This window comes from Actinocorallia populi, from assembly GCF_002995495.1.
GTDB classification, from domain to species: domain Bacteria; phylum Actinomycetota; class Actinomycetes; order Streptosporangiales; family Streptosporangiaceae; genus Actinocorallia; species Actinocorallia populi.
Map to the genome: position 1 here is coordinate 1,106,612 of NZ_PVZV01000002.1, position 26,444 is coordinate 1,133,055.

Genomic DNA, 26,444 nt, shown 5'->3' on the forward strand with positions numbered 1-26,444 from the left:
AGAGGTAGGCCGCCATCTCCGCCGAGGGACCAGTCCAGTCACCCGGCACCGTGCTCACGGTCCGGCAGGTGGCGGCCTATCACGCGATGACCCTGGTGGCCCCCGCGGTCGCCGAGCGGTTCCGCCCCGGCCAGTTCCTGGCCGTCGCGGTGGGCGGGGAGCACACCTCGCTCCTGGCCCGCCGCTGCTTCCCGATCTACGAGGTGAAGTCCGACTACGGCGGCACCGTGGAGTTCGTCTTCGAGGCGGGCGACCCGGGCGGCGAGTGGCTGGCCGGGCGCCGCTCCCGGGACTCCCTCGACGTCCTGGGGCCGCTGGGCAGGCCGTTCCCGCTGCCCCGCGACCCGGCGTCCTGCCTGCTGGTGGGCGGCGCGCACGGTTCGTCCGGGCTGTTCTCGCTGGCCGACGCGCTGCGCAGGCGCGACTGCCAGGTGCACTTCGTGCTCGGCGCGCCGCGCGCCCACGAGGTCTTCGGCGCCCGCAGCGCCCAGCGCATCGGGGAGAGCGCCACCGTGGTGACCCGCGACGGCTCGCTGGGCGTGGCGGGCACCATCCCGGACGTGCTGCCGCGCGTCATCGAGGAGACGTCCGCCGACGTGGTCTACGCCGCGGGGCCCACCGCGCTGCTGGGCTCGGTCGCCTCGGTCTCCGCGGCGCTGGGCATCCCCTGCCAGGTGAGCGTGGGGGAGTGGCTGGCCGACACGGCCGCCTGCGGGATCGGCACCTGCCTGTCGTGCGTGCTGCCGGTGATCGGCGACGACGGGCACACCCGCATGGCGCGCGCGTGCACGGAGGGGCCCGTGCTGCGCGGAGAGCGCGTGCGCTGGTCGGACCTGGGCACCATCCCGCTGGACGCCCTGGGCGGCCCCCGCGCCCCGCAGACGCCGCTGGAGCCGGCGCCGTGACCCTGTCCCAGGCCCGCCGGGCCGCCCGCGCGCGCGACGGAGGATCGTCTTGGACCTGAGTACCCGGATCGGCGCCGTCACCCTGCCCAACCCGGTGCTGTCCGCCTCCGGGTGCGGGGGCACCGGCAGGGAGCTGGCGCAGTTCACCGATCTGGCACGGCTCGGGGCCTTCATCACCTGCTCGGTGATGCTGCAGCCGCGGGCGGGCCGGCCGACACCGCGCATCGCCGAGACGCCCAGCGGGGTGCTGAACGCCATGGGCCTGCCGGGGCCGGGCGTCGACGCCTTCCTCGCCAGGGAGCTGCCGTGGCTTTCCGGACAGGACGTCAGGGTGGTCGTCTCGGTCGGCGGCAACACCCTGGGCGAGTTCGGGGAGGTGGCGCGGCGGCTGGCGGAGTCACCGCAGGCGTCGGCCGTCGCCGCGGTCGAGGTGAACGTGGCCTGCCCCAATGCCGAGGACCGGGGGCGCATGTTCGCGGCCTCCCCCTCCGCCGCGGCGGAGGTGGTGCGGGTCGTGCGCGGTGCAATTCATCGGGATACCCCGGTATTGACGAAGCTTTCGCCAGACGTAACCGATATCGCCACAATTGCCCTTGCCTGTGCGGATGCGGGTACGACGGGCCTCTCCCTCATCAACACCATGTCCGGTCTGGCCATTGACCCGCACACATTGCGTCCCGCCCTCACCGGGGTTTCGGGCGGCCTTTCCGGACCGGCCCTGCGGCCCGTCGCGCTGCGCTGCGTCTATCAGGTGCACGCCGCCCTGCCGGAAATACCGATCGTCGGCGGCGGGGGCGTGGCCACCGGGCGCGACGCCCTGGAGTTCGTCGTGGCGGGCGCCAGCGCCGTCTCCGTGGGCACGACCCTCCTGCACGACCCCTCGGCCCCCCAGCGGATCACCAGGGAGCTGGAGGAGGCCCTCACCGCCCACGGCATCACCCGGCTGGCCGACGCCGTCGGGCTGGCGCACCGCGCCACCGCCGCGCTGCCCCCGCAGATCGTGCGCGGCCCCCAGGAACCGATCAAGGAGCTGAGATGACCCCCGCACCCGTCGCGATCGCGCTGGACACCGACGACCTGGCCGTCGCCGCACGGTGGGCCGGGCAGGTGAGCCCGCACGTCAGCACCCTCAAGGTGGGCCTGGAGCTCTACCTGCGGTACGGGTCCGAGGTCGTGTCGCGGGTGCGCGCCGCGGGCGGCGAGAGCATCTTCCTCGACCTGAAGCTGCACGACATCCCCGCCACCGTGGGGGCGGCCGCCGCGGCCGTGGCCGGGCTCGCCCCGCACTACCTGACGGTGCACGCCTCCGGCGGCGCCGACATGGTCAAGGCCGCGGTCGCCGCCGCGCCCGAGACGAAGATCACGGCGGTCACCGTGCTCACCTCGCTGGGCGAGGGCGACCTGGCGGCCGTCGGCCTGGCCGGGCCCGCCCGGGACGCCGCGCGCAGGCTCGCCGCGCTGGCCGTGGGCGCGGGGGCGCGCGCCCTGGTCTGCTCGGCCCACGAGGTCGCCGCGATCCGCGCGGAGGTCGGCCCCGGCATCGACCTCGTCACCCCCGGAGTCCGGCCGCGCGGGGCCGCCGGGGACGACCAGACGCGCGTCGCGACCCCCCGGGAGGCCCTCGCCGCGGGCGCCGACCTGCTCGTGGTCGGACGGCCCGTCACCCGTGCCGCGGACCCCGCGGCGGCCGCCGCGGAGCTCGCCGCGAGCCTGCGCGGGCAGGGCTGAAGAAAGACCAGGCAGCCGGGGCGGGGAGCCTCCGTGATCAACGGAGCGTGACGACTCGATTGCTGATAGAGAATTTCGTGAATTTCTGGCGGGATAAACTGCCGATCACGTTGCTTTATCGGGGGGTAAGTCGCTAGTTTCCGGGGCGTCCGACTCCGTCGAGTGGAAAACGCGAGGTGACCGGCGTGGCTCTTCCGCCCCTAACCCCCGAACAGCGTGCCGCGGCCCTGGAAAAGGCCGCTCTGGCCCGCCGTGAGCGCGCTGAGGTCAAGAACAAGCTCAAGCACGGGGGAATCTCCCTCTCCGAGGTTCTCAAAGCGGGACAGACCGATGACATCGTCGGGAAGATGAAGGTCTCGGCCCTGTTGGAATCGCTTCCCGGCGTGGGCAAGGTTCGCGCCAAGCAGATCATGGAGCGTCTGGGTATCGCCGAGTCCCGCCGGGTGCGGGGCCTGGGCGCCAACCAGCGCGCCTCCCTGGAGCGCGAGTTCGGCGGCGGCCTCAAGTAGCGGGCCGCCCCATCCCGCCGGGTCGGGCCGCCAGGTCCTGACCCGGCAGGGTGTTCCACCGTGATAAACCTGAACCGCGATGGACACCACTGAATCCGCGGCCTCCTCCGCGGCCCCCGAGACCCCGCCGGGCCCGTCCCGCCGGCTCACGGTCCTGTCCGGACCCTCCGGCGTCGGCAAGAGCACCGTCGTGGCACGGCTCCGCGAGCACCACCCCCAGGTGTGGCTCTCGGTCTCGGTGACGACGCGCAGGCCCCGGCCGGGCGAGACGGACGGGGTGCAGTACCACTTCACCGACGACGCCGGCTTCGACCGCCTGGTCGCCTCCGGCGAGCTGCTGGAATGGGCGGAGTTCGCGGGCAACCGCTACGGGACGCCGCGCCGCCCCGTCGAGGAGCGGCTGGCCGCCGGGGTGCCCACGCTGCTGGAGATCGACCTGCAGGGCGCCCGCCAGGTGCGCGAGACCATGCCCGAGGCGCTGCTGGTCTTCCTCGCCCCGCCCAGCTGGGACGAGCTGGTGCGCCGCCTCACCGGCCGCGGCACCGAGCCGCCGGACGTGATCGAGCGCCGGCTGGAGGCGGCCCGCGTCGAGCTGGCCGCCGAGAAGGAGTTCGACCTCACCCTCGTCAACCATTCCGTGCAGGGCGTCTGCGACGAGCTGCTAGGCTTGATGGCTGACCATTGAGCACTCGGAACCCATTGAGCACTTGAGCATGCGGAAAGGCGTCAGAGTGGCAGCCAACAGCGAAGGCATCACCAACCCGTCGATCGACGAACTCCTGGAGGTCGTCGACACCAAGTACGGCCTGGTGAGCATCGCGGCCAAGCGGGCCCGGCAGATCAACGCCTACTACGCCCAGCTCGGCGAGGGCCTGCTGGAGTACGTCGGGCCGCTGGTGGAGACCCAGGTCCAGGAGAAGCCCCTGTCCATCGCGCTGCGCGAGGTGCGCGAGGGTCTCCTGCACACCGAGCCCACCGAGGGCTGAGCACTCCCGCCGTGGCCGAGCAGGACAAGCCGCGAGTCGTCCTGGGCGTCGGCGCCGGGATCGCCTCGTACAAGGTGTGCGAGCTGCTGCGGCGGCTCACCGAGTCCGGGCACTCCGTCAAGGTCGTGCCCACCGCGGACGCGCTGCGCTTCGTCGGCGAGCCGACCTGGGCCGCGCTGTCCGGCCAGCCCGTGGCCACCTCCGTCTGGGACGGCGTCGCCGACGTGCCGCACGTGCGCATCGGCCAGCAGGCCGACCTCGTGTTCGTCGCGCCGGCCACGGCCGACCTCCTGGCCAGGGCCGCGCACGGCCTGGCCGACGACCTGCTGACCAACACCCTGCTCACCGCGCGGTGCCCGGTGGTGTTCGCCCCCGCCATGCACACCGAGATGTGGGAGCACCCGGCGACCCGGGCCAACGTGGCGACGCTGCGCGAGCGCGGCGACATCGTCGTCGAGCCCGCCTCCGGGCGGCTGACCGGCAAGGACACCGGGCGCGGGCGGCTGCCCGATGCCGCGGAGCTGTTCGAGGTGGCGCTGCGCGTCCTGGCCGGAGCCCCGCGGGACCTCGCGGGACGGCACGTCGTCGTCTCGGCCGGGGGCACCCGCGAGCCCATCGACCCGGTGCGCTTCATCGGCAACCGCTCGTCCGGGCTGCAGGGGTACGCCCTGGCCAAGGTCGCCGCGGCCCGGGGGGCCGAGGTCACGCTCGTGGCGGCCAACACCGCGCTGCCCGACCCGGCGGGCGTGCGCGTCGAGCGCGTCGGCTCCGCGCTGGAGATGCGCGCCGCCGTCCTGGCCGCCGCCGCCTCGGCCGACGCGGTGGTGATGGCCGCGGCCGTCGCCGACTTCCGGCCCGTGACATCGGCCACGTCGAAGATCAAGAAGAAGGACGAGACGGACGTCCCGCGGATCGAGCTGGTGCAGAACCCCGACATCCTCGCCGAGCTCGTCGGGCGCCGCGCGCCCGGCCAGGTGATCGCGGGCTTCGCCGCCGAGACCGACGACGTCCTGGCGCACGGGCGGGCCAAGCTCGCGCGCAAGGGCTGCGACCTGCTCGTGGTCAACCAGGTGGGGGAGGACCTCACCTTCGGCGCCCCCGACAACGCCGGGGTGGTGCTGTCGGCCTCCGGGAGCGAGCGGGAGATCCCGCGCGGCACCAAGGAGGCGCTCGCCGCCGTCGTCTGGGACGAGATCGCGGCCCTGCTCGGCTGAGGGACGCCCGCGCGGCGGCGGCCGACCCCCGCTCCGCCGCGGTCGTCCGTCGCCCGGCCATGCCGATCCCGCGCCGTGTGACTAGACTGCCCTTCGGTCCGGGCCGGCCTTGCCGTGACGGTCCGCCCGGAGCACCGCCAACCATCTGCTACTGGTGAGTCAGCAGCCGCTGCAAGGAGTTCACGTAGTGTCCCGTCGCCTCTTCACCTCTGAATCGGTCACCGAGGGCCACCCGGACAAGATCGCGGACCAGATCAGTGACGCGATCCTCGATTCCATGCTCAAGGACGACCCGAAGAGCCGGGTCGCCGTCGAGACCATGATCACCACCGGTCAGGTGCACGTGGCCGGCGAGGTCACCACCGAGACCTACGTGGACATCCCCGGTGTCATCCGCGAGAAGATCCTCGAGATCGGCTACGACTCCTCGGCCAAGGGCTTCGACGGCCACTCCTGCGGCGTGTCGGTCTCCATCGGCGCCCAGTCGCCCGACATCGCCCAGGGCGTCGACGACGCCTACGAGTCGCGCGAGGAGCAGGCCGGCGACGACCTCGACCGCCAGGGCGCCGGCGACCAGGGCCTGATGTTCGGCTACGCCACCAACGAGACCGCGCAGCTCATGCCGCTGCCGATCACCATCGCGCACCGCCTCGCCCAGCGGCTGTCGCAGGTGCGCAAGGAGGGCCAGGTCGCCTACCTGCGCCCGGACGGCAAGACCCAGGTCACCATCGAGTACGACGGCGCCAGGGCCGTCCGCCTCGACACCGTCGTGGTCTCCTCCCAGCACGCCCCCGACATCTCCCTCAAGGAGCTGCTGACCCCCGACATCAAGGAGCTCGTGGTCGACCCGGTGCTCGCCGAGTTCGAGCTCGACACCGACGGCTACCGGCTGCTGGTCAACCCGACCGGCCGCTTCGAGATCGGCGGTCCGATGGGCGACGCCGGCCTGACCGGCCGCAAGATCATCGTCGACACCTACGGCGGTTACGCCCGCCACGGCGGCGGCGCCTTCTCCGGCAAGGACCCGTCCAAGGTCGACCGCTCCGCCGCCTACGCCATGCGCTGGGTCGCCAAGAACATCGTCGCCGCCGGCCTCGCCGACCGCGCCGAGGTCCAGGTCGCCTACGCCATCGGCAAGGCCCAGCCCGTCGGCGTCTTCGTCGAGGGCTTCGGCACCGAGAAGGTCGCCATCGAGAAGCTCCAGCAGGCCGTCCTGGAGGTCTTCGACCTCCGCCCTGCGGCCATCGTCCGCGACCTCGACCTCCTGCGCCCGATCTACTCCCAGACCGCCGCCTACGGCCACTTCGGCCGCGAGCTGCCCGACTTCTCCTGGGAGCGCACCGACCGCGCCGACGCCCTCCGCGCCGCCGCCGGCCTGTAACCCCCGCCCCGACGGCCCGCCCCTTCGGGAGCGGGCCGTCGCCGCGTACAGGCGGCCGCCGCCCGGCATGACCGTGCCTCCTGAGGGATGCCCGTCACCGCGCGCGGGCGGACGCCGGAGACGCGCGGGCGGACGCCGGAGATGAGCAGCCCCTTCGGACGCGGCCGTCGCCGTGTGCGGGGTCCGGTCGTTGCGCGGTCGGGGCGGCCGCCCGGGGCCTGCGTGGTCGGGTGCCGGCGGTCCACAGGGAGGCGCGGCGGGCTCGGGGGACGGCCGACGGGTGATAGGTGTGTGGGGTGAGTGAGGACGGCTTGATCCCGGGGCTGGAGGTCGTTCCGGGAGTGCCGGAGAAGGCGCGTGCCGGCGGGGCCGGGCGGGGGCCGGCGCGGCGCAAGGGGGTGCCGGACGCGGCGGCCGAGCTGCCCGTCGCGCGGGTGGCCGTCGACATCCCGCTGGCGCATCTGGACCGGCCGTTCGACTACCTGGTGCCCGCGCGGCTGGACGCCGAGGCGGTGCCGGGCTGCCGCGTGCGGGTGCGGTTCGCGGGGCAGCTCGTGGACGGCTACCTGCTGGAGCGGGTCGCCGGGAGCGAGCACGGGGGGCGGCTGCTGTTCCTGGAGCGGGTGACCTCGCCGGAGGCCGTCCTGACCCCCGAGACCGCCGCTCTCGCCCGCGAGCTCGCCGACCGCTACGCCGGCACCCTCTCCGACGTCCTGCGCCTGGCGATCCCGCCCCGCCACGCCCGCGCGGAGAAGCGGCCGTCCGTCCCCGGCCCGTCCTGCGTCCCCGCCCCGGCCGACCCCGGCCCCTGGGCCGACTACCCCGCGGGCCCGTCCTTCCTGGCGGCCCTCGCCGAGGGCCGCTCCCCCCGCGCCGTCTGGACGGCCCTCCCCGGCCCCGACTGGCCCGCCGCCGTCGCCCGCGCCGCCCGCGCCGCCCTCGCCTCCGGCCGCGGCACCCTCATCGTCGTCGCCGACGGCCGCGAAGCCGCCCGCATCGAAACCGCCCTCGCCCGGGAGCTCACCCACCCCCCCGCCCCGGACCCCGGCACGGGGGAGCCGGTTTCCACTCCGGAGGAGCCGGACGCCGTCTCGGGCTCGGGTACGGCCGTCCCTGCGGACCCAGGCGCAAAGGAGCCGGTTCCCGTTTCGGGAGAGCCGGGTGCTACCTCGGGTTCCGGTGTGGCCGCCTCTGCGAACACCGTTTCGGGGGAGACGGGTGCCGCCTCGGGCTCGGGCATGGATGGTGCGGCGGCTGTTCGGGCCTCCGGGGCGGCTGCCTCGGCCACCGGTGCGGAGGAGCCGGTTCCTGCCTCGGAGGTGGGGGCCGCCTGGGTGGTGTTGACGGCGGAGGTCGGGCCGGAGAAGCGGTACCGGGAGTGGCTGCGGGTGCTGCGGGGGGAGGCGCGGGTCGTGGTGGGGACGCGGGCCGCGGTGTTCGCGCCGGTGCGGGAGCTCGGGCTCGTGGTGCTGTGGGACGACGGGGACGACGTGCACGCCGAGCCGCACGCGCCTTACGCGCACGCGCGGGAGGTGCTGGCGCTGCGGGCGCACAGGGCTGGGGCCGCGGTGCTGTTCGGGGGGATCAGCCGGACGGCCGACACGACGCGGCTCGTCGCCGAGGGGTGGGCGCACGGGCTGGTGGCGGCGCGGGAGACGGTGCGGCAGTGGATGCCGCGCATCCGGCCCGCGGGGGACGACGCGGAGCTGGCCCGGGACGAGGCGGCGCGGACGGCGCGGCTGCCCGCGCTGGCGTTCCGCACCGCGCGGGAGGCGCTCGCCGACGGGCCCGTGCTGGTGCAGGTGCCCCGGCGCGGCTACCTGCCCGCGCTGGCCTGCCGCCGGTGCCGGGAGCCCGCCCGGTGCACGGCGTGCGCGGGGCCGCTGGCGCTGGCGTCCTCGCACTCCGTCCCGAACTGCCTGTGGTGCGGCAGGCTCGCGGGCGACTGGAGGTGCGCGACCTGCGGCGACGTCCAGGTCCGCGCGATCGTCGTCGGCGCCGGACGGACGGCCGAGGAGCTGGGCCGCGCCTTCCCCGGCGTGACCGTGCGCACCTCGGGACGGGACGGCGTCCTGCCGTCCGTCGGAGGCAGGCCCGAACTCGTCGTCTCCACCCCGGGGGCCGAGCCGGTCGCCGAGGAGGGCTACGCCGCAGCCCTCCTGCTCGACGGCTGGGCGCTGCTGGGCCGGGCCGACCTGCGCGCCAACGAGGAGGCGCTGCGCCGCTGGCTGAACGCCGCCGCCCTCGTCCGCCCGCACGGCCGCGTCGTCCTCGTCGCCGACTCCGCCCTGCCCGTCGTGCAGGCCGCCGTCCGCTGGGACCCCGTCACCTTCGCCGAGCGCGAACTCGCCGAGCGCGCCGAGCTGCGTTTCCCTCCGACGGTCCGCATGGCCTCCCTCACTGGCACGCCCGAGGCGCTCCGCGACTTCCTGTCCCTCCCCCTCCCCCCGGAGGCCGAGGTCCTCGGCCCCGTCCCGCTCCCCGACGGCCGCGAGCGCGCCCTCCTCCGCGTCCCCTTCCCGGCGGCCCCGGCCCTCTCCAGGGCGTTGAAGGCCGCACAGGGCGTCCGCAGCGCCCGCAGGTCCTCCGATCCCGTCCGCGTCGAGATCGACCCCCTCGAACTCCTCTGACCGCCGCCCGCCCGAAGGCGGCGGCGCCCTCCGGAACGGCCGGGTGACGGATCCGGGAACGGAGGGCGGCGGGGGAGGTTCCGGGAGAGCGGTCCTCGCGTTCTGGCGCGAGGGACGGCGGGGAGGGGCATAGGGTACGACGGTGGCTGAGAAGTGGGTGGAGACGACGGTCGAAGGGTTCGAGGCGTGGGCCGCCACGCGGGGAGGCGCCGACCTGCACGGGGCGCGGATCCTGGTGGAGCTGGCCGACCTGAACCGGACCGCTGAGCTGGACGGGGAACTGCTGCGGGAGATCCTGCTGGAGGACTTCCCCGAGAACGTGGTGGCCGGGCCCGACGACGGGCCGGCCGTGCTGGGCGCCGCGCGCGACCTGGTGGCCTACCTCGCCGAGGGCGGCGAGCTGGACGGGGCGCGGGTGCGCGAGCTGGAGGGCGTGCTCGACACCGTCGGGCCCGAGTTCACCGAGGCGCTGGAGGCGTCGGCCGAGAACGACGGGAACGCCGCCGAGCTGTTCCTGCGGATGATGGCCGCCGACGGGGTGGACCCCGACGACGAGGCGGCCGTCGAGGCATGGGCGCGCGAGTTCGAGGCGCTCTCCGACGAGGAGAAGCTCGAGCGCACCATGCGGCAGTTCGCCGCCGACAACGTGGTGCCGCCCGTCCGGCTGGCGCCCCGCGCCGAGCTGGCCGCCGCCGCCCGCGCGTCCGCGCTGCTCACCGGCGCGCTCGAGCTGGCCTCCTGGGCGGACGGGCGCGCGCTGGAGGAGGACCGGCTCACCGAGGACGACGTGAAGGCCGCCGCGGCGGCCCTCGGCCTGCCCGGCGAGGACGGCGAGCACCCGGATCTGGAGCGCCTCTGGGACGCCGCGCGGCACGCCGACCTCATCGAGGTCGACGGCGGCCGCGCCCGCGGCGCGCAGGCGCCGGAGACCGGCGAGGACGAGGCCGTGCTGGCCCTGTGGGTCGCGCTGTTCGACGGCGTCGTCACCCGCGAGTTCCCCGAGGACGCCGCGCTCAGCCCGCTGGAGGTCTGCCAGGGCGAGCTGCCCAGCGTGCTGCTGCACCTGTACGAGCACGGCACGGCGGCCCCGTTCGGCGAGCTGGTCAGCGGGCTGGTCGAGCACGTGCAGGACAGCTACGAGATCGCCGACGCCCCGACCCTCGCCCAGGGCCTGCCGCAGGCGCTGCGCCTGGAGCTGGACGGCCTGGCCCGCTGGGGCGCGCTGACCCCGGACGGCGAGGGCGAGACCGCCCTCACCCCGCTGGGCGTCCACGCGGTCCGGGAGCTGCTGCTGGCCGACGGCTACACCGCCCCGCTCATCGGCGACCTCGCCGAGGGCTCGGCGGAGGAGCTGGTGGGCGGCCTGGTGCACCACCGCGAGGACACCGCGGAGCAGGAGATCGGCCTGTGGCTGGCGGCGCGCTCGGCGGCCGAGGCCGCCGACGGCCTGCTGGAGCTGATGCGCGAGGGCCTGCCGGCCCAGCGCAACATCGCGGCCGTCGTGCTGCAGCAGGTCGGCCAGGACGCCGAGCCGCTGATCCGCGCCGCCCTGGGGGCCCGCGAGACCCGCCCGTACGCGGCGATCTGGCTGAACACCCACGGCGACGAGGAGACCGCCCCGTCCGAGGACGACCTCCAGTGGATGTTCGTCGACACCCTCGCCGGGATGATCGAGGCGGTCGGCCCGCACGACGCCGTCCAGGTCGCGCTGGCCGACAGCGAGGTCGACGCCGACCTCACCGCGCTGATCGAGAACGTCTGGCGGCTGGACCACCCGCACGTCGGGGAGGTCCTGGAGGCCGTCGGCGAGCACCACCACGACAAGGAGCTGGCCAAGCTCGCCCGCAAGGCCGCCTTCAAGGCCCGTTCCAAGTAGCCTCCGCGCCGGAGCACGGCCCGTCCCCGCCGAGCGGGGGCGGGCCGCTCCCGCGCAGGGCCGGAGCGGCCCGGTGACGCTCGTAGACTGGGCTTGATCCGGAGAACCTTCTGCCTGAGGAGATGGCTTTGGCGGTCAAGCCGATACGTTTGTTCGGTGACCCGGTGCTGCGGACGCCTGCGGAGCCCGTCAAGGACTTCGACAAGGAGCTGCGGCAGCTGGTCAAGGACCTCACCGACACCATGATCGACGCGCCGGGCGCGGGGCTGGCCGCGCCGCAGCTGGGCGTGGGCCTGCGGGTGTTCACCTACTACGTGGACGACCGGCTCGGGCACCTGGTGAACCCGTCCCTGGACCTCAGCGAGGAGCAGCAGGACGGCGAGGAGGGCTGCCTGTCCCTGCCGGGCCTGTCGTTCCCGACGCCGCGCGCCTACCGGGCGGTGGCCAGGGGCTTCAACATGCACGGCGAGCCGGTCACGGTGGAGGGCACCGAGCTGCTGGCGCGCTGCGTCCAGCACGAGACCGACCACCTCGACGGCATCTTGTTCATCGACCGGATGGACCCCGAGCAGCGCAAGCTCGCGATGCGGGCGGTGCGGGAGGCCGAGTGGTTCGGCGAGCCCGCGCCGGTGGTCAGGGACTCGCCGCACCGCACGTTCGGGCGGGCGATCTGAGATGAGACTGGTCTTCGCCGGAACGCCCGAGACGGCGGTGCCGTCGCTGCAGGCGCTGCTGGACTCCCACCACGAGGTCGCCGCCGTCGTCACCCGCCCGGACGCCCCCGCGGGGCGCGGCCGGCGCCTGGTGGCCGGCCCGGTCGCCGAGCTGGCCGAGGCCCACGGCGTCGAGGTGCTCAAGCCCGCCAAGGCCGACGACCCGGCCTTCCTGGAGCGGCTGGCGGAGCTGGCGCCCGACTGCTGCCCGGTCGTCGCCTACGGCGCGATCCTGCGCAAGGCGGCCCTGGACATCCCGCGGCTGGGCTGGGTCAACCTGCACTTCTCGCTGCTGCCGGCCTGGCGCGGCGCCGCCCCCGTCCAGCGGGCCGTGCTCGCCGGGGACGAGATCACCGGCGCGATGACCTTCCTCATCGAGGAGGGCCTGGACACCGGACCGGTCTTCGGCCACCTCACCGAGCCGATCCGCCCCGACGACACCAGCGGCGCCCTGCTGGAGCGCCTCGCGCACGCGGGCGCCCGGCTGCTGCGCGACACCATGGACGGTCTGGAGGCCGGCGCCCTGAGCCCCGTCCCCCAGCCGGAGGAGGGCGTCTCCCACGCGGCCAAGCTCACCCCCGAGGACGCCCGCGTCGACTGGACGGCGCCCGCGATGCGGGTCGACCGCCTCTGCCGCGCCTGCACCCCGGCCCCGGGCCCCTGGACGACGTTCCGCGGCGAACGCCTCAAGCTCGGCCCCGTCCGCCTGGCCGTCGGCGCGGGCCCGCTGGCCCCCGGCGAGCTGAAGACCACCAAGACCGAGGTCCTCGCCGGGACCGCCACCCATCCGGTGGCCCTGGGCGAGGTCCAGCCCCCCGGCAAGAAGCGCATGCGCGCCGTGGACTGGGCGCGCGGCCTCCGCCTCACCCCGGAGGACCGTCTCCAGTGACCTCCGGCCCTCCCGCCCGGCAGGCCTCGAGGCCTGCCCGGCGGGGGCGCGCCGCCCGGCGGGCAGGGCGGGGAGGGTGCGAAGCGGTGAAGAAGACGAACGAATGCTTGAGCGGTGGGGCGGCCGGGAGCCGTCCGGCGCGGGTTCAGGCGGTCTTGTACTGAGAGGAAGAGGGAATGCCTGAGCAGCGGCGGCGGAGCACGCACCGGAACCGGGGCCACGACAACCGGAGGCCGGCGCGGCAGGCCCAGCGCAGGACGCCCGGCGACGCGGTGCGCAAGGCCGCCTACGACGTGCTGCGGGCGGTGGAGACGCGGGACGCGTACGCCAACCTCCTGCTGCCCAGGGTGCTGCGCGAGCGCGGGCTGTCCGGACGCGACGCGGCGCTGGCGACGGAGCTGACGTACGGGACGCTGCGGGGACGCGGGACGTACGACGCGATCCTCGACCTGTGCAGCGACCGGCCGGTGGCGCAGATCGACGCGCCGCTGCGGGACCTGCTGCGCCTGGGCGTGCACCAGCTGATGCGGACGCGGATCCCGGCGCACGCGGCGGTCTCCACCACGGTCGACCTCGTGCGGTCGGTGGCGGGGCCGGGGCAGGCGAAGTTCGCCAACGCGGTGCTGCGGCGGGTGACGAGCCGGGACCTGCCGAGCTGGCTGGTGATCATCGCGCCCGAGGACGAGCTGGGCCGCCTGTCGGTCACCTACAGCCACCCCAAGTGGGTGGTCTCCGCGCTGCGCGACGCCGTGGGCGGGGACGAGATCGAGGAGCTCCTGGCCGCCGACAACGAGCGTCCCGGCGTCACCCTGGTGGCACGTCCGGGCCGTGCCTCGGTCGAGGAGCTCTACGAGCTGGGCGCGGGCCCCGCCGCGTACTCCCCGTACGCCGCCTACCTGCCCGAGGGCGATCCCGGCGAGCTCGCCGCCGTCCGCGAGGGCCGGGCCGGGGTGCAGGACGAGGGCAGCCAGCTGGTGGCGCTGGCGCTGGCCGCGGTCCCCGTCGAGGGCGCCGACGCGCGCTGGCTGGACCTGTGCGCGGGCCCGGGGGGCAAGGCCGCGCTGCTGTCGGGCCTGGCCGGGCAGCGGGACGCACGCCTGGTGGCCTGCGACGTGCAGCCGCACCGCGCCGAGCTGGTGCGCAAGGTGGTCTCGCCCGGCACGGCCGTGCTCGTCGCCGACGGCACCCGCCCCGCCTGGGAGCCCGGAAGCTTCGACCGGGTGCTGGTGGACGTCCCGTGCACCGGCCTGGGCGCGCTGCGGCGCCGCCCGGAGGCCCGGTGGCGGCGGTCTCCGCAGAACGTCGCCGAGCTGGGCCCGCTCCAGCGCGAGCTGCTGCGCACCGCCCTGGACTCCGTCCGCCCCGGAGGCGTCGTGGCGTATGTCACGTGCTCCCCGCACCTGGCGGAGACGAGGGTGGTCGTCGACGACGTGCTGCGCTCCCGCCAGGACGTCCAGCGGCTGGACTCCGTGGACGTCCTGTCGCAGGTGGCGCCGCGCCTGTCCGGTCTGGGCGCCGGCCCGTACGCCCAGTTCTGGCCGCACCGCCACGGCACCGACGCGATGTTCCTGGCCCTGCTGCGCCGCACCTCCTGAGCCGGGGGGCGTCCGGAGCACCGCCCGGCCGATGCGATCATGAGTGATGGACCAGATACTCTCGGCGATCGGAAGTGCGGGGTTCTACGTCCCGTTCCTGCTCGTCCTCTCCTGGTGCGTCAGCCCCCTCATGGGCGTGCGGGGCCTGGTGATGCTGATGATCAGCGGGACGCTGAACGAGCTCGTCAAGTTGTGGACGGCCGAGCCCCGGCCGTACTGGACCGATCCGTCGATCGACCCCGGCGCCTCCGTGGAGTCGTTCGGCATGCCCTCGGGCCACGCGCAGAACGCCGTCGTGGTGTGGGGCGTGCTGGCCTGGACGCTGGGGCGCCGCGCGGCCTGGACGGCGGCGGCCCTGCTGGCGCTGGGCATCGGCTGGTCGCGCTACTCGCTGGGCGTGCACTCCCCGGGCCAGATCCTGGCCGGCTGGGCGATCGGCCTGGCGCTGCTGGCCGGGGCGATGGCCTGGGAGCGGCGGCTGGGCCGCTGGTGGCGCGCGCAGACCCGGGCCGTGCGGCTGATCACCGCGGTCACGCCGCCGCTGATCCTGCTGGCGGCGACGTTCCTGGCGGCCCGCGGCCTGGCCGACGACGCCTTCCCGCGGACGTGGACCGAGGCCGTCCTGCGGGAGGGGGGAAGCGAGCTGCGGATCTCCTCCGACAACGCCGCCACGGGCGCCGGCTTCCTGGCGGGCTGCCTGCTGGGCCTGGTCCCGCGGGCGGGCCTGCCGCCGCTGGCGCCGGCGGCCGGACCGGGCCGCGCCGTCCTGCGCCTCCTGATCGGCGCGGGCCCGCTCGCCGTGCTCGGGGGCGCCCACCTGGCCCTGGTGAATTTCGGCACACCCTACGCACCCGCCCTCTTCGCCCTGGCCGCGGCGGCGGGCCTGTGGGCGGTCCTGGGCGCTCCGGCGGTCTTCCGCCGGGCGGAGCCGGCCATGGGGGAGGACAAGGCGCACCGGCGTCTCCCCCGTCCGGGTGAACGCTCCGATCTGCCCGAACCCTAGACTCGGGGCATCATGGGAACACAGATCTCTCCGAGCATCCTCTCCGCCGACTTCGCCCACCTGGCGCGTGACATCGAGGCCGTCTCCGACGCCGCCGACTGGGTGCACGTCGACGTGATGGACAACCACTTCGTCCCCAACCTCACCCTGGGGCTGCCGATCGTCGAGTCGATCCTGAAGCACAGCCGCATCCCGGTCGACTGCCACCTCATGATCGCCGATCCCGACCGCTGGGCGCCGGCCTACGCCGAGGCCGGCGCGGGCAGCGTCACCATCCACGCCGAGGCCGCCAAGGCCCCGGTGCGCACGCTGCGGATGATCCGCGCGGCGGGCGCCCGCGCCTCGCTGGCGCTGAACCCGGCGACCCCGGTCGAGTCGTATGAGGACATCCTCGGCGAGCTCGACATGCTGCTGCTGATGACGGTCGAGCCCGGCTTCGGCGGCCAGAAGTTCCTGGACGTGGTGCTGCCCAAGATCCGCCGCGCCCGCGAGATGATCAAGGGCCGCGACCTCGACCTGTGGCTGCAGGTCGACGGCGGCGTCTCCGCCGAGACGATCGAGCGCGCCGCCGAGGCCGGCGCCGACGTCTTCGTGGCCGGCAGCGCCGTCTACGGCGCCGACGACCCGGACAAGGCGGTGCGCGAGCTGCGCGCCCTGGCCGACAAGACCGTCCGCCCCGAGCGCCCGATCGGCTTCGGCAGGGGCTGAGGGTGAGACCCCGGCTTTTCGCCGGAACAGTCGACATGGCAAACTTGTTGCAGAGTCATGAGACTCGCAACATGAAGTAGGGTCATCGCCAACTGGGCGGTGGCCCGGTAGTCACACAGCGTGCTCCGGGGTCGGTGAAATTCCGAGCCGGCGGTGAAAGTCCGCGACCCGGCCGAAGCCATCGGCCGGTTGAGCCGGTGAAATTCCGGTACCGACGGTGACAGTCCGGATGGGAGGCAGCGCGCGAGCCCCACCCTGCCCGTATGGGCGGAGTGCGGTTTTCCTCACCCCCGGAGCTCCCCGCCAGAACAGGGAGGACAGGGGAGTGTTCACCGGAATCGTCGAAGAACTCGGCGAGATCATCGGTAAGACGGACGGGCCGGAGTCGGCCGTCCTGCGGATCAGGGGCCCGCTGGTGGTCTCGGACGCCGCGCACGGCTCGTCCATCGCGGTCAACGGCGTCTGCCTGACCGTCGTGGACCTCAAGGACGACACGTTCACCGCGGACGTGATGCGCGAGACGCTGGAGCGCAGCTCGCTCGGCGCCCTGGAGCCCGGTTCCCGGGTCAACCTGGAGCGGCCGGTGCGCCTGCAGGACAGGCTCGGCGGCCACCTCGTCCAGGGCCACGTGGACGGGGTCGGCGTCATCGTCGAACGCGTCCCGTCGGACAAGTGGGAGATCGTGCGGATCTCCCTGCCCGAGACGCTCGGCCGCTACGTGGTGGAGAAGGGCTCGATCACGGTCGACGGCGTCAGCCTCACCGTGGTGGAGGCCGCCGCGGACTCCTTCACCATCAGCCTCATCCCCACCACCCTCGAGCTGACCACGCTGGGCCGCAAGGGCCCGGGCGAGCCGGTCAACCTCGAGGTGGACGTCGTCGCCAAGTACGTCGAGCGCATGATCGGAGCGCGGCAGTGAGCGTTTTCAGCACCATCGAAGAGGCGATCGCCGACATCGCCGCGGGCCGTCCCGTCGTCGTGGTCGACGACGAGAACCGCGAGAACGAGGGAGACCTCGTCTTCGCGGCCGAGCACGCCACCCCCGAGCTGATGGCCTTCACCGTCCGCTACACCTCCGGCTACATCTGCGCCCCCCTCACCGAGTCCGACTGCCTCCGGCTGCAGCTGCCGCCCATGCACCACACCAACCAGGACGTGCGCGGCACCGCCTACACCGTCAGCGTGGACGCCAGCGAGGGAGTGAGCACCGGCATCTCGGCCGCCGACCGCGCCCACACCATCCGGCTGCTGGCCGACCCGGCCACCGTGCCGTCCGACCTGCGCCGCCCCGGCCACGTGGTGCCGCTGCGCGCCCGCGAGGGCGGCGTGCTGGTGCGCCGCGGCCACACCGAGGCCACCATCGACCTGGCCAGGCTGGCCGGCTGCCGCCCCGCCGGGGTGCTGTGCGAGATCGTCAACGACGACGGCACCATGGCCCGGCTGCCCCAGCTGGAGGTCTTCGCCAAGGAGCACGACCTCAAGCTGGTCTCCATCGAGCAGCTGGTGGCCTACCGCAAGCGCACCGAGCGCCTGGTCTCCCGCGACGCCGAGACCGTCATCCCCAACCGGTTCGGCCAGTGGCGCGCGTTCGGCTACACCAGCTCCGTCGACGGCGGCGAGCACATCGCGCTGGTCTACGGCGACCTGGGCGACGGCGCGGACGTCCTGGTGCGGGTGCACTCCGAGTGCCTCACCGGCGACGTGCTGCACTCCGACCGCTGCGACTGCGGCGCCCAGCTGGACGCGGCCATGGCCGAGATCGTGCTGGCGGGCCGGGGCGTGGTGGTCTACCTGCGCGGCCAGGAGGGCCGCGGCATCGGCCTGATCGCCAAGCTCAAGGCCTACGCGCTGCAGGACGGCGGCGCCGACACCGTGGACGCCAACGTCGAGCTCGGCCACCCGGTGGACGCCCGCGACTACACCAACGCCGCCCACATCCTGGCCGACCTGGGCGTGGAGTCGGTGCGCCTGCTGACCAACAACCCGGCCAAGGTGGAGGCGCTGACCGCCTTCGGCGTCGAGCTGACGGGCCGGGCCGCGATGCCGGTGCACGTCACCGAGCACAACCGCCGGTACCTGACGGTCAAGCGCGACCGGCTCGGACACCAGATCGAGGGGCTGTGATGAGCGGAGAAGGACGTCCCCAGGACGGCACCGTCGAGGCCGGCGGCCTCACGATCGGGATCGTCGCGGCCCGCTGGCACGGCCCGATCACCGACCGGCTGCTGGCCCGCGCGGTCGAGGCGGCCAAGGCCTGCGGCGCCCAGCCGACGGCCGTGCGGGTGGCCGGCGCGCTGGAGCTGCCGGTCGTGGCCCAGCAGCTGGCCCGCACCCACCACGCGGTGGTGGCGCTGGGCTGCGTGGTCAGGGGTGAGACCGCTCACTTCGACTACGTCTGCGACTCGGTGACCGCGGGCCTGACCAGGATCGCCCTGGACGAGGCGACCCCCGTCGGCAACGGGGTGCTGACCTGCGAGAACCTGAAGCAGGCCGAGGACCGCGCGGGACTGCCCGGCAGCGCCGAGGACAAGGGCTGGGAATCGGTGGTGGCGGCGCTGGACGCCGCTTTGACCCTCCGTGAACTGCGACGGAGCGAGGTCTGACCACCGGGCGCGGTAGAGTGGCGTGCCCGCAACACGGCGGGCACGTCATACGCGTTCAGCGAGGCAGGGAGGCGATGGTGACCGCGCTCGACACGGTGATCGACCTGCGAGGACCGCGTCACGGGATCCATGCCGGGCATGACGGGGAGCATCGACGCTCCTGACCGTCCACCCGAGAAGTCCCGATAGCGCCGCCACCGGCCATCACTGAAAGGCATCACCGTGCTCTCGCTCGTGCTTCCCAAGGGCTCGCTGGAAAAGGCGACCTTCGAGCTGTTCAACGCCGCCGACCTGACGATCCGGCGCGCCAGCGACCGCGACTACCGCGCGTCCATCGAGGACCCGCGCATCGACAAGGTCCGGGTGCTGCGCCCGCAGGAGATCCCGACCTACCTCGAGCAGGGCCTGTTCGACCTGGGCGTCACCGGCCGCGACTGGATCTCCGAGACCGACTCCGACGTGGTGTCCCTCGGCGAGCTGAAGTACTCCAAGGCCACCTCCAACCCGGTGCGCGTCATCATGGCGGTGCCCCAGGACGCCCCCTGGCAGAAGGTCTCCGACCTGCCGGACGGGGTGCGCATCTCCACCGAGTTCCCCGCGCTGACCGACCGCTTCCTGGCCCGGCACGGCGTCAAGGCCAAGGTCGTGCCGTCCTACGGCGCCACCGAGGCCAAGGTCCCCGACATCGTGGACGTGATCGTCGACCTTACCGAGACAGGCTCGTCGCTGCGCAAGAACGGCCTGCGCATCCTGGACACCCTGCTGGTCAGCTACACCGAGCTGGTCGCCAACCGCGAGGCCTACGAGGACCCCGCCAAGCGCGCCGCGATGGAGGACATCGCGCTGCTGCTGCAGGGCGTCATCCGGGCCCGCGGCAACGTGCTGATCAAGCTGAACGTGCCGCAGGGCCAGCTGCAGGACGTGCTGAACGTGGTGCCCTCGCTGGCGTCCCCGACGGTCACCCCGCTGGCCGGCGGCGAGATGTTCGCGGTCGAGAGCGTGGTGGCCAAGACCGGCATCAACGAGCTCATCCCCAACGTCAAGGCCGCGGGCGGCCGCGACATCCTCGAGATCCCGATCTCGAAGATCATCGACTAGCGGGGCGGACGATGACCGGCAGGACCTGGCGGCCCCGGCGCACCCGGGTGACGGCCTTCGCGATGGCGGCCATGATCATGGCGCTCATGCTCTGGCTCGCCTTCATGATCGCGGACACCTTCAAGCTGGTCGACAGGATCGGCATCGTCCTGTTCGGCGCACTCGTGGCGGCCATCCTCGCGATGGTCGCCCGGTCGCGCGTCACCGCGGACGAGCACGGCCTGACCGTGGTCAACCCGCTGCGCACCCACCGCTACGCCTGGGCCGAGGTGGTGGGCCTGTCCTACGAGCCGGGCGCGCCCTGGCCCTACCTGGACCTGGCCGACGGCACCTCCAAGGGCGTCGTCGGCATCCAGGGATCGGAGAAGGCGGCGGCCTGGTCGGCCATCGCGGAGATCCGCGAGCTGATCGCCCAGCGCGGTGAGGCCCAAGAACCTCACTGATCGGGGCAAAATCAGCGCCCGCACGCGCTGATCCGCCGCCGCGGCGGGAATGCCAGGCGCGTGATCCTTCCCGCCGCGCCGGGCGACGACCTCAGGCTCGACGTCACCGCCCTGGACTACCTGATTCTCGCGATCTACTTCGCGACCGTGCTCGGGATCGGCTTCGCCGCGCGGCTGACGATCCGCTCCAGCGTCGACTTCTTCCTGTCCGGGCGCTCGCTGCCGGCCTGGATCACGGGCCTGGCGTTCCTGTCGGCCAACCTGGGCGCCACCGAGATCCTCGGGATGGCGGCCAACGGCGCCCAGTACGGCCTGATGACCACGCACTACTACTGGATCGGCGCGGTCCCGGCGATGGTCTTCCTCGGCATCGTGATGATGCCGTTCTACTACCGCTCGGGCGTGCACAGCGTGCCGGAGTTCCTGCGCCGCCGGTTCAACTCCGAGACCCAGCTGCTCAACGCGGTGACCTTCGCGATCGCGCAGATCCTCATCGCCGGCATCAACCTGTACGCGCTGGCGCTGGTGATGCGGGCGCTGGTGGGCTGGCCGCTGCCGGTCTCGGTGGTGGTCGCGGCGGTGTTCGTGCTGGCCTACATCACGCTGGGCGGCCTGTCCTCGGCGATCTACAACGAGGTGCTGCAGTTCTTCGTGATCGTCGCGGGGCTGGTCCCGCTGGTCGTGCTCGCGCTGATCAAGGTCGGCGGGCCCGGCGGGCTGGCCGAGCGGATCAGGGCCTCGCCGCTGGGCGAGCCGGGCCTGCACACCTGGGCCGACACCGGCTCGGAGAACAACCCGATGCAGGCCACCTGGCTCGGCATCCTGCTGGGGCTGGGCTTCGTGCTGTCGTTCGGCTACTGGACCACCAACTTCGCCGAGGTCCAGCGCGGGCTTTCGGCCAAGAACAACACCGCGGCACGGCTCACCCCGATCGTCGCGGCCTTCCCGAAGATCGTCATCCCGGTGCTCACGGTCGTGCCCGGCATGGTCGCGCTGGTGGTGTTCCCCGCGCTGCGCCAGCCCGGCGCCGACTACAACAACGCGATCCCGATGCTCATGGGCGACCTGCTGCCGAGCGGGGTGCTGGGCGTGGCGCTCACCGGCCTGCTCGCCTCGTTCATGGCCGGCATGGCGGCGAACGTGTCCGGCTTCAACACGGTGTTCACCTACGACATCTGGAGGGGCCACCTGCGCAAGGGCCGCCCCGACGCCTACTACGTGACGACCGGCCGGTGGATGACGGTCGTGGCCGTGGTCGGCGGCATCATGACGGCGTTCATCGCCGCCCAGTACAGCAACATCATGGCCTACATGCAGCAGCTGTTCTCGTTCTTCAACGCGCCGCTGTTCGCCACCTTCATCGTCGGCCTCGTCTGGCGGAGGATGACGCCCTGGGCGGGCTTCTGGGGGCTGCTGCTGGGCACGCTGGCCGGCGTCACGTCCTACCTGCTGTACCTGCTCGGACCGCTGGAGGAGGCCTACGGCACGGAGCTCAACGCCAGTTTCTGGGGCGCGGGCATCGCGTTCACGGTGGACGTGGTGGTCTCCGTCGCGGTCAGCCTGGCGACGAGGGGGACCGCCAAGTCCGACGAGGAGCTGAGGGGCCTGGTGCGGGGCCTGCCCAGCGACCGGCCCGACGACTTCCACGCCGGCGACGAGAAGTGGTACCGCTCGCCCGTCAAGCTCGGCCTGGGCGCGCTGGCACTGTCCCTGGCCTGCTACATCCCCTTCTGGTAGGAGACCGCGATGCAACGCCTGCTCACCGGCCTGCTGGCCAGCCTGCTCGACATCCGCGTCGTCATCGGCGGCCTCTTCTCGATATACGGCGTGATCCTGACGATCACCGGCCTCGTCGACAGCCCGGCCGCGCGCGCCAAGGCCGAGGGCGTGGACGTCAACCTGTGGGTGGGCCTGGCCATGCTCGCGTTCGGCCTGTGCTTCCTCTTCTGGAGCATGCGCAACCCCAGGCACCAGGTCCACGAGGCCGAGGAGCCCGACGAGGACCTGCCCCCGCAGGGCTGAACGCGGGGGCTACCGACCGGTCTTCAGCAGCGCCCTGCCGAGGACCGCCCGGACGTGTTCCGGGTCGGCCTCGCGGTCGTCGAGGAGGATCGAGGTGCACAGCCCGTCGCAGAGCGCGATGAAGGCCTCGACGGCGTCGGGGTCGTCCGTCTGCGTCCTGGCGAGCTCGGCGACGTTGTCGCGCCAGCCCTGCGCCGCGGGGCGCAGGGCGGGGCGGCGGGCCGCCAGGGTCGACAACTCGCGTTCGGCGAGCGCGCGCTCACGGCCCGGCCCCCCGGACTCGGCGATGAGCCGGGCGAGTCCGCCGAGAGGGTCGTCCGAGGTGTCGATGAGCCGGCGGATACGGCGGGTGTAGGTGTCGGTGATGCTGGTCAGGGCGGCGACCAGCAGGTCGTCGAGCGTGGCGAAGTAGTAGAGGGTCAGGCTGGTGGTGATCCCCGCCTCCTTGGCGACGGTCCGGTGGGTCACCCCGGCGGCGCCGTCGCGGCGGACGATCGTGAGCGTGGCCTCGATGATCTGGGCGCGGCGGCGTTGGCCGCGCAGCCTGCGGCCGTCGGCCGTGCCCTGCTCATCCGCCATCGTCCTCACCGATCGTCGACGCTCCCGCAGGTCGAGGCTACCGGCTCCGGCCCGGGGGCGGCGTCACCGATCGGGCGGATGTGGCGCAGCATCCTGAAGCAGGCGACCGACGCTCCGGCGATCGCGACGCCCGCGGCGATCGCGGCGGTGTTGAGCCCGCCGGTGAACGCGTCCTGCGCCTGCCGGAGAGCCCCGGCCGGCAGCCGGTCCGCCACGGACACCGCCCCGGAGAGGCTGTCGCCGTAGGGCTCGGCCACGGACCGGGGCAGGCCGGGCAGGGCCTGGACCGCCTCGCGGTAGATCGCCGTGGTGAGGCTTCCCAGGACCACGATCCCGACCGCGACCCCGAGCTCCTGCACGGTCTCCGAGAGCGCGGCGGCCGACCCGGACCTCTCCGGCGGCGCCGCGCCCACGACGAGGTCGGTCCCCAGCGCGGCGATGACACCGAGGCCGAGGTACAGGAACGCGAACCCGGTGACCACGCTCAGCCTGCCGCCGGTCCCGGCCAGGGCGAGGAAGGCGTATCCGACGAGGGACAGCGCGAGGGCGGAGGCCATGACGGTCCCCGGCGGGACGCGAGAGGCGATCAGGGGGGCGCCGACGCCCCCGATCAGCATGGCCAGTGCCGGCGGCCCCATCCACAGGCCGGCCGCGACGGGCGAGAGGCCCGCGACGAGCTGCAGGTGCTGGGTGACCAGGAACATCATCCCGCCGAAACCGACAAGGCCGATCAGCAGGACCCCCAGCGCGGCGGAGAAGGCCCGGTCGGCGAAGAGCCTGATGTCCAGCAGCGGCTCCTTCAGGCGCAGCTGGCGGCGGACGAACGCGACGGCCGAGCCGCCGCCGAGCAGGACGGCGGCCGATGCCGGGACGTCGACGCCGTGCGCGGCGACATGCTTGATCGCATAGATGATCGGGAGCATCGCCGCCAGGGACAGGCCGACGCTCCACAGGTCGAGCCGGCCGGCACCGGTCCGGAACTCCGGCAGCAGCACCGGCGCGGCGGCCAGCACGAGCACGCTGACGGGCACCGCGACCAGGAAGGCCGCGCCCCACCAGAAACCGTCGACCAGGGCCCCGCCCACGACCGGTCCGGCCGCCATCCCGAGCGCGAACATCGTGGCCCACGCGCCGATCGCCGACGCCCGCTGCCGGGCGTCGGTGAACATGTTGCCGATCAGGGACAACGTGGAGGGCATCAGCGTCGCTCCGGCCGCGCCCAGCAGCGCCCGCGCCAAGATCAGCCACAGGGCGCTGGTGGCGAACGCCGCGAGGACCGACGCGGCGCCGAACGCGGCCATGCCGATCATCAGCAGGCGCCGGCGCCCGATCCGGTCGCCCAGCGTCCCCATGGCGATCAGCAGCCCCGCGATGAGGAACCCGTAGACGTCCATGATCCACAACGTCTCCGTCGCGGTCGGGTGCAGGTCCGCGGCCAGGCTCGGAACGACGAGGTACAGCACCGTCACGTCGAGTCCCAGGAGCATGGTCGGCAACGCGAGCACCGCGAAGCCCGCCCACTCCCGCATCCCGGCCCGTGACGACGATCGCGTTTCCATCCCGCTCCCCGATCTAGTTGAACGAACGTACTAGTTGTACCATCGTTCAACATGATGGGTGAAGGGGAGGCGGGCCGCGGCGCACGGGAACGCACCTCCCGACGCGGAGGGGAAGGGCGATGACGAGGCGCGGGGACGGCGAACGGACCGCACGGCGGATCGTCGGCGGTGGCGAGGTGCGGGGACGGCGAACGACCGCACGGCGGAGTGCCGGCGGTGGCGTTCGGTACAGCGGCAGGGCCGGGTGCCACCGGCGCGGCGCGGCAGAGGGCTCCTCCACGCCCGCGGTTCGCCGGCGGGGCGGCCGGCCGCGATCGCGGTACGGGCGTCGGCTGCGGCTAGACGACCGTGACCGGGTGGCGGACGACGGCGCCGAAGACGTAGCCCTTGGTGTTGTAGGGGGCGCCCAGGGACTGGGTCACGCCCGTCTCGTCGGTGGCGCGGGCCATGAGCTCGACGCGGCCGCGCCGCTCGGGGCGCCAGGGGAACTCCCACTGGGCCCAGGTGTGCCGGTGGCGGGGGCCGACCATGCGGGCGGGGAGCCACCGGCCGCCGCCGTCGGTGCTCACCTCGACCGAGCGGATCGCGCCGTTGCCCGACCAGGAGCGGCCCGTCAGGAGGTACTCGTGCTCCAGGCAGACCCGGGCGCCGGGGGAGAGCTCGAAGGCGCTCTTGACCGGCACGGTGGTCAGCGGGGCGCTGCCCTCGGGCGGGTGGCCGAGCCCGAACAGCCGGTAGAAGTCGGTGTCCCAGGGGGAGTGCAGCGGGCCGGTGGAGACCTCGACGTCGCCGAGCCATTTGATCGAGGCCACGCCCACCCAGTCGGGCACGACCAGGCGCGCCGGGTGGCCGTGCTCGGGGCGCAGCGGGTGGCCGTTCATCTCGTAGGCGACCAGCACGTCCTTCATCGCCTTGGAGACCGGCAGCGGCCTGCGGACGGGACCGTAGTCCACCCCGTGCCTGACGTAGGGGCGGTCGAGGCCGCGGGGCAGCAGGTCGACGGCGTCCGCGCGGATCCCGGCCCGCTCCAGCACCACCGCCAGCGGGACGCCCGTCCAGTGGGCGACGCCGATCGCGCCCAGGCCCCAGGGGGTGCCCTCCACGCGCTGGTTCTGCTGGATGGTGTAGAGGCTGCGGCCGTTGCCGGCGCACTCGATGAACGCGGTCATCGAGCGCCGGGGCAGCGCGCGCAGGTCCTCGAGGTCGAACTCCACGGGACCGCCGCGCAGGCCGTCGCCGTGCAGCCGCAGCGACCAGGTGCGGGGGTCGATCCGGGGCACCCCGCTGTGGCTGCGGACGAAGAACCGCTCGGCGGGCGTGTGGTGGCCGGAGCCCCGCAGGGACTCCCAGCACATCTCGACGTCACCGCCCGGGTCCCGCCGGACGGTGTCGTGGACCTGCTGTTCGCGGAAAGAGTCTTCACGCAGCACGGTTCCAGGATGCCCTATGAATTCCTACTAAGTCAATCGGTAATCAAGACATGTGCTCCGCGCGCCCGGCGTGCAGGGCGAGGAAGGCCAGGCCGGCGGGGCGGTCGAGGTCGGCGGGCGGGCGCGCGCCGGCCGCGATCACCTGCCTGACGGCGCCCGGCGTGAGGTCCGGCGCCCCGGTGCGGGCCAGGACGGCGCGGTCGGTGCGCGGGGGCAGCGCGGCCAGGCCCGTCCGGACGCTCGAGCCGGGGCCGTCCCGCCAGCGCGGGTCGGACACGACCAGGCCGCCCAGCAGCTCGATCGGCACCTGCCCGGTGACCACCACGATCGGGCCGCAACCGCCCTCGCGCAGCGCCCTGACGTCCCGGTCGACCCTGCGCTCGCCGTCGACGGGGGCCACGGCGCCCTCGTCCACGGCCAGCAGTACCGCCGCGATCCTCATCATTCCCCGACGATAACGGGCCGGGGCGGCCGGTGGTGGGATTCCCCGGCGGCCGTGGCGCGCCGGATTCGCCAGCGATCACCAGGGTGTGCGAGATTGTTCGCCATGCGCGGTGGTTTCCCCCTCCTCTC

26 protein-coding genes and 1 riboswitch are annotated in these 26,444 nt (G+C 73.7%); of the genes, 22 read left to right on the top strand and 4 right to left on the bottom strand.

Annotated features, from left to right (window positions below; translation table 11 throughout):
* Nucleotides 1-14: 14 nt before the first annotated feature.
* The 22 genes from C2865_RS12225 to C2865_RS12335 all read left to right on the top strand — a co-directional run bounded on the left by C2865_RS12225 (nucleotide 15) and on the right by C2865_RS12335 (nucleotide 22,303).
* On the top strand, nucleotides 15-905 hold the full coding sequence (locus tag C2865_RS12225) for an iron-sulfur cluster-binding protein (RefSeq protein ID WP_106398449.1): 891 nt from the start codon (nucleotides 15-17) through the stop codon (nucleotides 903-905).
* Between the two features lie 43 nt (nucleotides 906-948).
* Nucleotides 949-1,944, top strand: a complete 996-nt coding sequence (locus tag C2865_RS12230) for a dihydroorotate dehydrogenase (protein ID WP_106398450.1) — start codon at nucleotides 949-951, stop codon at nucleotides 1,942-1,944.
* The gene (pyrF, locus tag C2865_RS12235; RefSeq protein ID WP_106398451.1) at nucleotides 1,941-2,633 is read left to right on the top strand and encodes an orotidine-5'-phosphate decarboxylase; all 693 of its coding nucleotides are present in this window, start codon (nucleotides 1,941-1,943) and stop codon (nucleotides 2,631-2,633) included. Before C2865_RS12230 ends, pyrF begins: the two co-directional genes overlap by 4 nt.
* Nucleotides 2,634-2,818: 185 nt before the next feature.
* Nucleotides 2,819-3,142 (top strand): integration host factor, actinobacterial type, encoded by a 324-nt coding sequence (gene mihF, locus C2865_RS12240; protein ID WP_106398728.1) that lies wholly within the window; start codon nucleotides 2,819-2,821, stop codon nucleotides 3,140-3,142.
* Nucleotides 3,143-3,221: 79 nt separating this feature from the next.
* Nucleotides 3,222-3,827: a guanylate kinase gene (gene gmk, locus C2865_RS12245; protein WP_106398452.1), complete on the top strand. Its 606-nt coding sequence runs from the start codon at nucleotides 3,222-3,224 to the stop codon at nucleotides 3,825-3,827.
* 28 nt (nucleotides 3,828-3,855) lie between these two features.
* On the top strand, nucleotides 3,856-4,128 hold the full coding sequence (gene rpoZ / locus C2865_RS12250; RefSeq protein ID WP_106398453.1) for a DNA-directed RNA polymerase subunit omega: 273 nt from the start codon (nucleotides 3,856-3,858) through the stop codon (nucleotides 4,126-4,128).
* 11 nt (nucleotides 4,129-4,139) lie between these two features.
* Nucleotides 4,140-5,342: a bifunctional phosphopantothenoylcysteine decarboxylase/phosphopantothenate--cysteine ligase CoaBC gene (coaBC, locus tag C2865_RS12255; RefSeq protein ID WP_106398454.1), complete on the top strand. Its 1,203-nt coding sequence runs from the start codon at nucleotides 4,140-4,142 to the stop codon at nucleotides 5,340-5,342.
* A gap of 187 nt (nucleotides 5,343-5,529) precedes the next feature.
* Nucleotides 5,530-6,723 carry a methionine adenosyltransferase gene (metK, locus tag C2865_RS12260; RefSeq protein ID WP_106398455.1) on the top strand — a complete coding sequence of 398 codons (1,194 nt, stop codon included), beginning with the start codon at nucleotides 5,530-5,532 and terminating at the stop codon, nucleotides 6,721-6,723.
* A 296-nt stretch (nucleotides 6,724-7,019) separates the two neighbouring features.
* On the top strand, nucleotides 7,020-9,353 hold the full coding sequence (locus C2865_RS39340) for a primosomal protein N' (RefSeq protein ID WP_157963674.1): 2,334 nt from the start codon (nucleotides 7,020-7,022) through the stop codon (nucleotides 9,351-9,353).
* A gap of 142 nt (nucleotides 9,354-9,495) precedes the next feature.
* Nucleotides 9,496-11,229, top strand: coding sequence for a hypothetical protein (locus C2865_RS12275; protein ID WP_157963675.1), 1,734 nt, complete (start codon nucleotides 9,496-9,498; stop codon nucleotides 11,227-11,229).
* A gap of 128 nt (nucleotides 11,230-11,357) precedes the next feature.
* Nucleotides 11,358-11,903, top strand: a complete 546-nt coding sequence (gene def / locus C2865_RS12280; RefSeq protein ID WP_106398459.1) for a peptide deformylase — start codon at nucleotides 11,358-11,360, stop codon at nucleotides 11,901-11,903.
* A 1-nt stretch (nucleotide 11,904) separates the two neighbouring features.
* Nucleotides 11,905-12,831: a methionyl-tRNA formyltransferase gene (gene fmt / locus C2865_RS12285; protein WP_106398460.1), complete on the top strand. Its 927-nt coding sequence runs from the start codon at nucleotides 11,905-11,907 to the stop codon at nucleotides 12,829-12,831.
* A gap of 176 nt (nucleotides 12,832-13,007) precedes the next feature.
* Nucleotides 13,008-14,426 (top strand): RsmB/NOP family class I SAM-dependent RNA methyltransferase, encoded by a 1,419-nt coding sequence (locus C2865_RS12290; protein ID WP_106398461.1) that lies wholly within the window; start codon nucleotides 13,008-13,010, stop codon nucleotides 14,424-14,426.
* A gap of 46 nt (nucleotides 14,427-14,472) precedes the next feature.
* Nucleotides 14,473-15,429 (top strand): phosphatase PAP2 family protein, encoded by a 957-nt coding sequence (locus tag C2865_RS41395; RefSeq protein ID WP_106398462.1) that lies wholly within the window; start codon nucleotides 14,473-14,475, stop codon nucleotides 15,427-15,429.
* 12 nt (nucleotides 15,430-15,441) lie between these two features.
* The gene (gene rpe / locus C2865_RS12300) at nucleotides 15,442-16,137 is read left to right on the top strand and encodes a ribulose-phosphate 3-epimerase (RefSeq protein WP_106398463.1); all 696 of its coding nucleotides are present in this window, start codon (nucleotides 15,442-15,444) and stop codon (nucleotides 16,135-16,137) included.
* A 116-nt stretch (nucleotides 16,138-16,253) separates the two neighbouring features.
* A riboswitch (FMN riboswitch) is annotated at nucleotides 16,254-16,384 on the top strand.
* A 78-nt stretch (nucleotides 16,385-16,462) separates the two neighbouring features.
* Nucleotides 16,463-17,056 (top strand): riboflavin synthase, encoded by a 594-nt coding sequence (locus C2865_RS12305; protein WP_106398464.1) that lies wholly within the window; start codon nucleotides 16,463-16,465, stop codon nucleotides 17,054-17,056.
* Nucleotides 17,053-18,261, top strand: a complete 1,209-nt coding sequence (locus C2865_RS12310; RefSeq protein ID WP_106398465.1) for a bifunctional 3,4-dihydroxy-2-butanone-4-phosphate synthase/GTP cyclohydrolase II — start codon at nucleotides 17,053-17,055, stop codon at nucleotides 18,259-18,261. Before C2865_RS12305 ends, C2865_RS12310 begins: the two co-directional genes overlap by 4 nt.
* Nucleotides 18,261-18,740: a 6,7-dimethyl-8-ribityllumazine synthase gene (ribH, locus tag C2865_RS12315; protein WP_106398466.1), complete on the top strand. Its 480-nt coding sequence runs from the start codon at nucleotides 18,261-18,263 to the stop codon at nucleotides 18,738-18,740. The genes C2865_RS12310 and ribH overlap by 1 nt, the downstream gene beginning before the upstream one ends.
* Nucleotides 18,741-18,962: 222 nt before the next feature.
* Nucleotides 18,963-19,838 carry an ATP phosphoribosyltransferase gene (gene hisG / locus C2865_RS12320; RefSeq protein WP_106398467.1) on the top strand — a complete coding sequence of 292 codons (876 nt, stop codon included), beginning with the start codon at nucleotides 18,963-18,965 and terminating at the stop codon, nucleotides 19,836-19,838.
* 11 nt (nucleotides 19,839-19,849) lie between these two features.
* Nucleotides 19,850-20,281, top strand: a complete 432-nt coding sequence (locus C2865_RS12325) for a PH domain-containing protein (protein WP_106398468.1) — start codon at nucleotides 19,850-19,852, stop codon at nucleotides 20,279-20,281.
* 60 nt (nucleotides 20,282-20,341) lie between these two features.
* Complete coding sequence (locus C2865_RS12330; protein ID WP_106398469.1) at nucleotides 20,342-22,018, top strand: sodium:solute symporter family protein; 1,677 nt, start codon at nucleotides 20,342-20,344, stop codon at nucleotides 22,016-22,018.
* Between the two features lie 9 nt (nucleotides 22,019-22,027).
* Nucleotides 22,028-22,303: a hypothetical protein gene (locus C2865_RS12335; protein WP_106398470.1), complete on the top strand. Its 276-nt coding sequence runs from the start codon at nucleotides 22,028-22,030 to the stop codon at nucleotides 22,301-22,303.
* A gap of 9 nt (nucleotides 22,304-22,312) precedes the next feature.
* Here C2865_RS12335 and C2865_RS12340 read toward each other — a convergent pair whose 3' ends face one another.
* The 4 genes from C2865_RS12340 to C2865_RS12355 all read right to left on the bottom strand — a co-directional run bounded on the left by C2865_RS12340 (nucleotide 22,313) and on the right by C2865_RS12355 (nucleotide 26,316).
* On the bottom strand, nucleotides 22,313-22,882 hold the full coding sequence (locus C2865_RS12340; RefSeq protein WP_106398471.1) for a TetR/AcrR family transcriptional regulator: 570 nt from the start codon (nucleotides 22,880-22,882) through the stop codon (nucleotides 22,313-22,315).
* Between the two features lie 5 nt (nucleotides 22,883-22,887).
* Nucleotides 22,888-24,441 (bottom strand): MFS transporter, encoded by a 1,554-nt coding sequence (locus C2865_RS12345; protein ID WP_106398472.1) that lies wholly within the window; start codon nucleotides 24,439-24,441, stop codon nucleotides 22,888-22,890.
* A 338-nt stretch (nucleotides 24,442-24,779) separates the two neighbouring features.
* On the bottom strand, nucleotides 24,780-25,871 hold the full coding sequence (locus C2865_RS12350) for a sulfite oxidase (RefSeq protein ID WP_232835540.1): 1,092 nt from the start codon (nucleotides 25,869-25,871) through the stop codon (nucleotides 24,780-24,782).
* A 43-nt stretch (nucleotides 25,872-25,914) separates the two neighbouring features.
* Entirely contained in the window at nucleotides 25,915-26,316 is a 402-nt protein-coding gene (locus tag C2865_RS12355; RefSeq protein WP_106398473.1) for an NTP transferase domain-containing protein, read from the bottom strand.
* Nucleotides 26,317-26,444: the final 128 nt, after the last annotated feature.

Excerpts from the sequence above, each read along its gene's own strand:
- pyrF (WP_106398451.1), top strand. The coding sequence starts at position 1,941 with ATGACCCCCGCACCCGTCGCGATCGCGCTGGACACCGACGACCTGGCC.
- gmk (WP_106398452.1), top strand. The coding sequence starts at position 3,222 with ATGGACACCACTGAATCCGCGGCCTCCTCCGCGGCCCCCGAGACCCCG.
- rpoZ (WP_106398453.1), top strand. The coding sequence starts at position 3,856 with ATGCGGAAAGGCGTCAGAGTGGCAGCCAACAGCGAAGGCATCACCAAC.
- fmt (WP_106398460.1), top strand. The coding sequence starts at position 11,905 with ATGAGACTGGTCTTCGCCGGAACGCCCGAGACGGCGGTGCCGTCGCTG.
- C2865_RS12290 (WP_106398461.1), top strand. The coding sequence starts at position 13,008 with ATGCCTGAGCAGCGGCGGCGGAGCACGCACCGGAACCGGGGCCACGAC.
- C2865_RS41395 (WP_106398462.1), top strand. The coding sequence starts at position 14,473 with ATGGACCAGATACTCTCGGCGATCGGAAGTGCGGGGTTCTACGTCCCG.
- rpe (WP_106398463.1), top strand. The coding sequence starts at position 15,442 with ATGGGAACACAGATCTCTCCGAGCATCCTCTCCGCCGACTTCGCCCAC.
- ribH (WP_106398466.1), top strand. The coding sequence starts at position 18,261 with ATGAGCGGAGAAGGACGTCCCCAGGACGGCACCGTCGAGGCCGGCGGC.
- C2865_RS12325 (WP_106398468.1), top strand. The coding sequence starts at position 19,850 with ATGACCGGCAGGACCTGGCGGCCCCGGCGCACCCGGGTGACGGCCTTC.
- C2865_RS12335 (WP_106398470.1), top strand. The coding sequence starts at position 22,028 with ATGCAACGCCTGCTCACCGGCCTGCTGGCCAGCCTGCTCGACATCCGC.
- C2865_RS12340 (WP_106398471.1), bottom strand. The coding sequence starts at position 22,882 with ATGGCGGATGAGCAGGGCACGGCCGACGGCCGCAGGCTGCGCGGCCAA.
- C2865_RS12345 (WP_106398472.1), bottom strand. The coding sequence starts at position 24,441 with ATGGAAACGCGATCGTCGTCACGGGCCGGGATGCGGGAGTGGGCGGGC.
- C2865_RS12355 (WP_106398473.1), bottom strand. The coding sequence starts at position 26,316 with ATGATGAGGATCGCGGCGGTACTGCTGGCCGTGGACGAGGGCGCCGTG.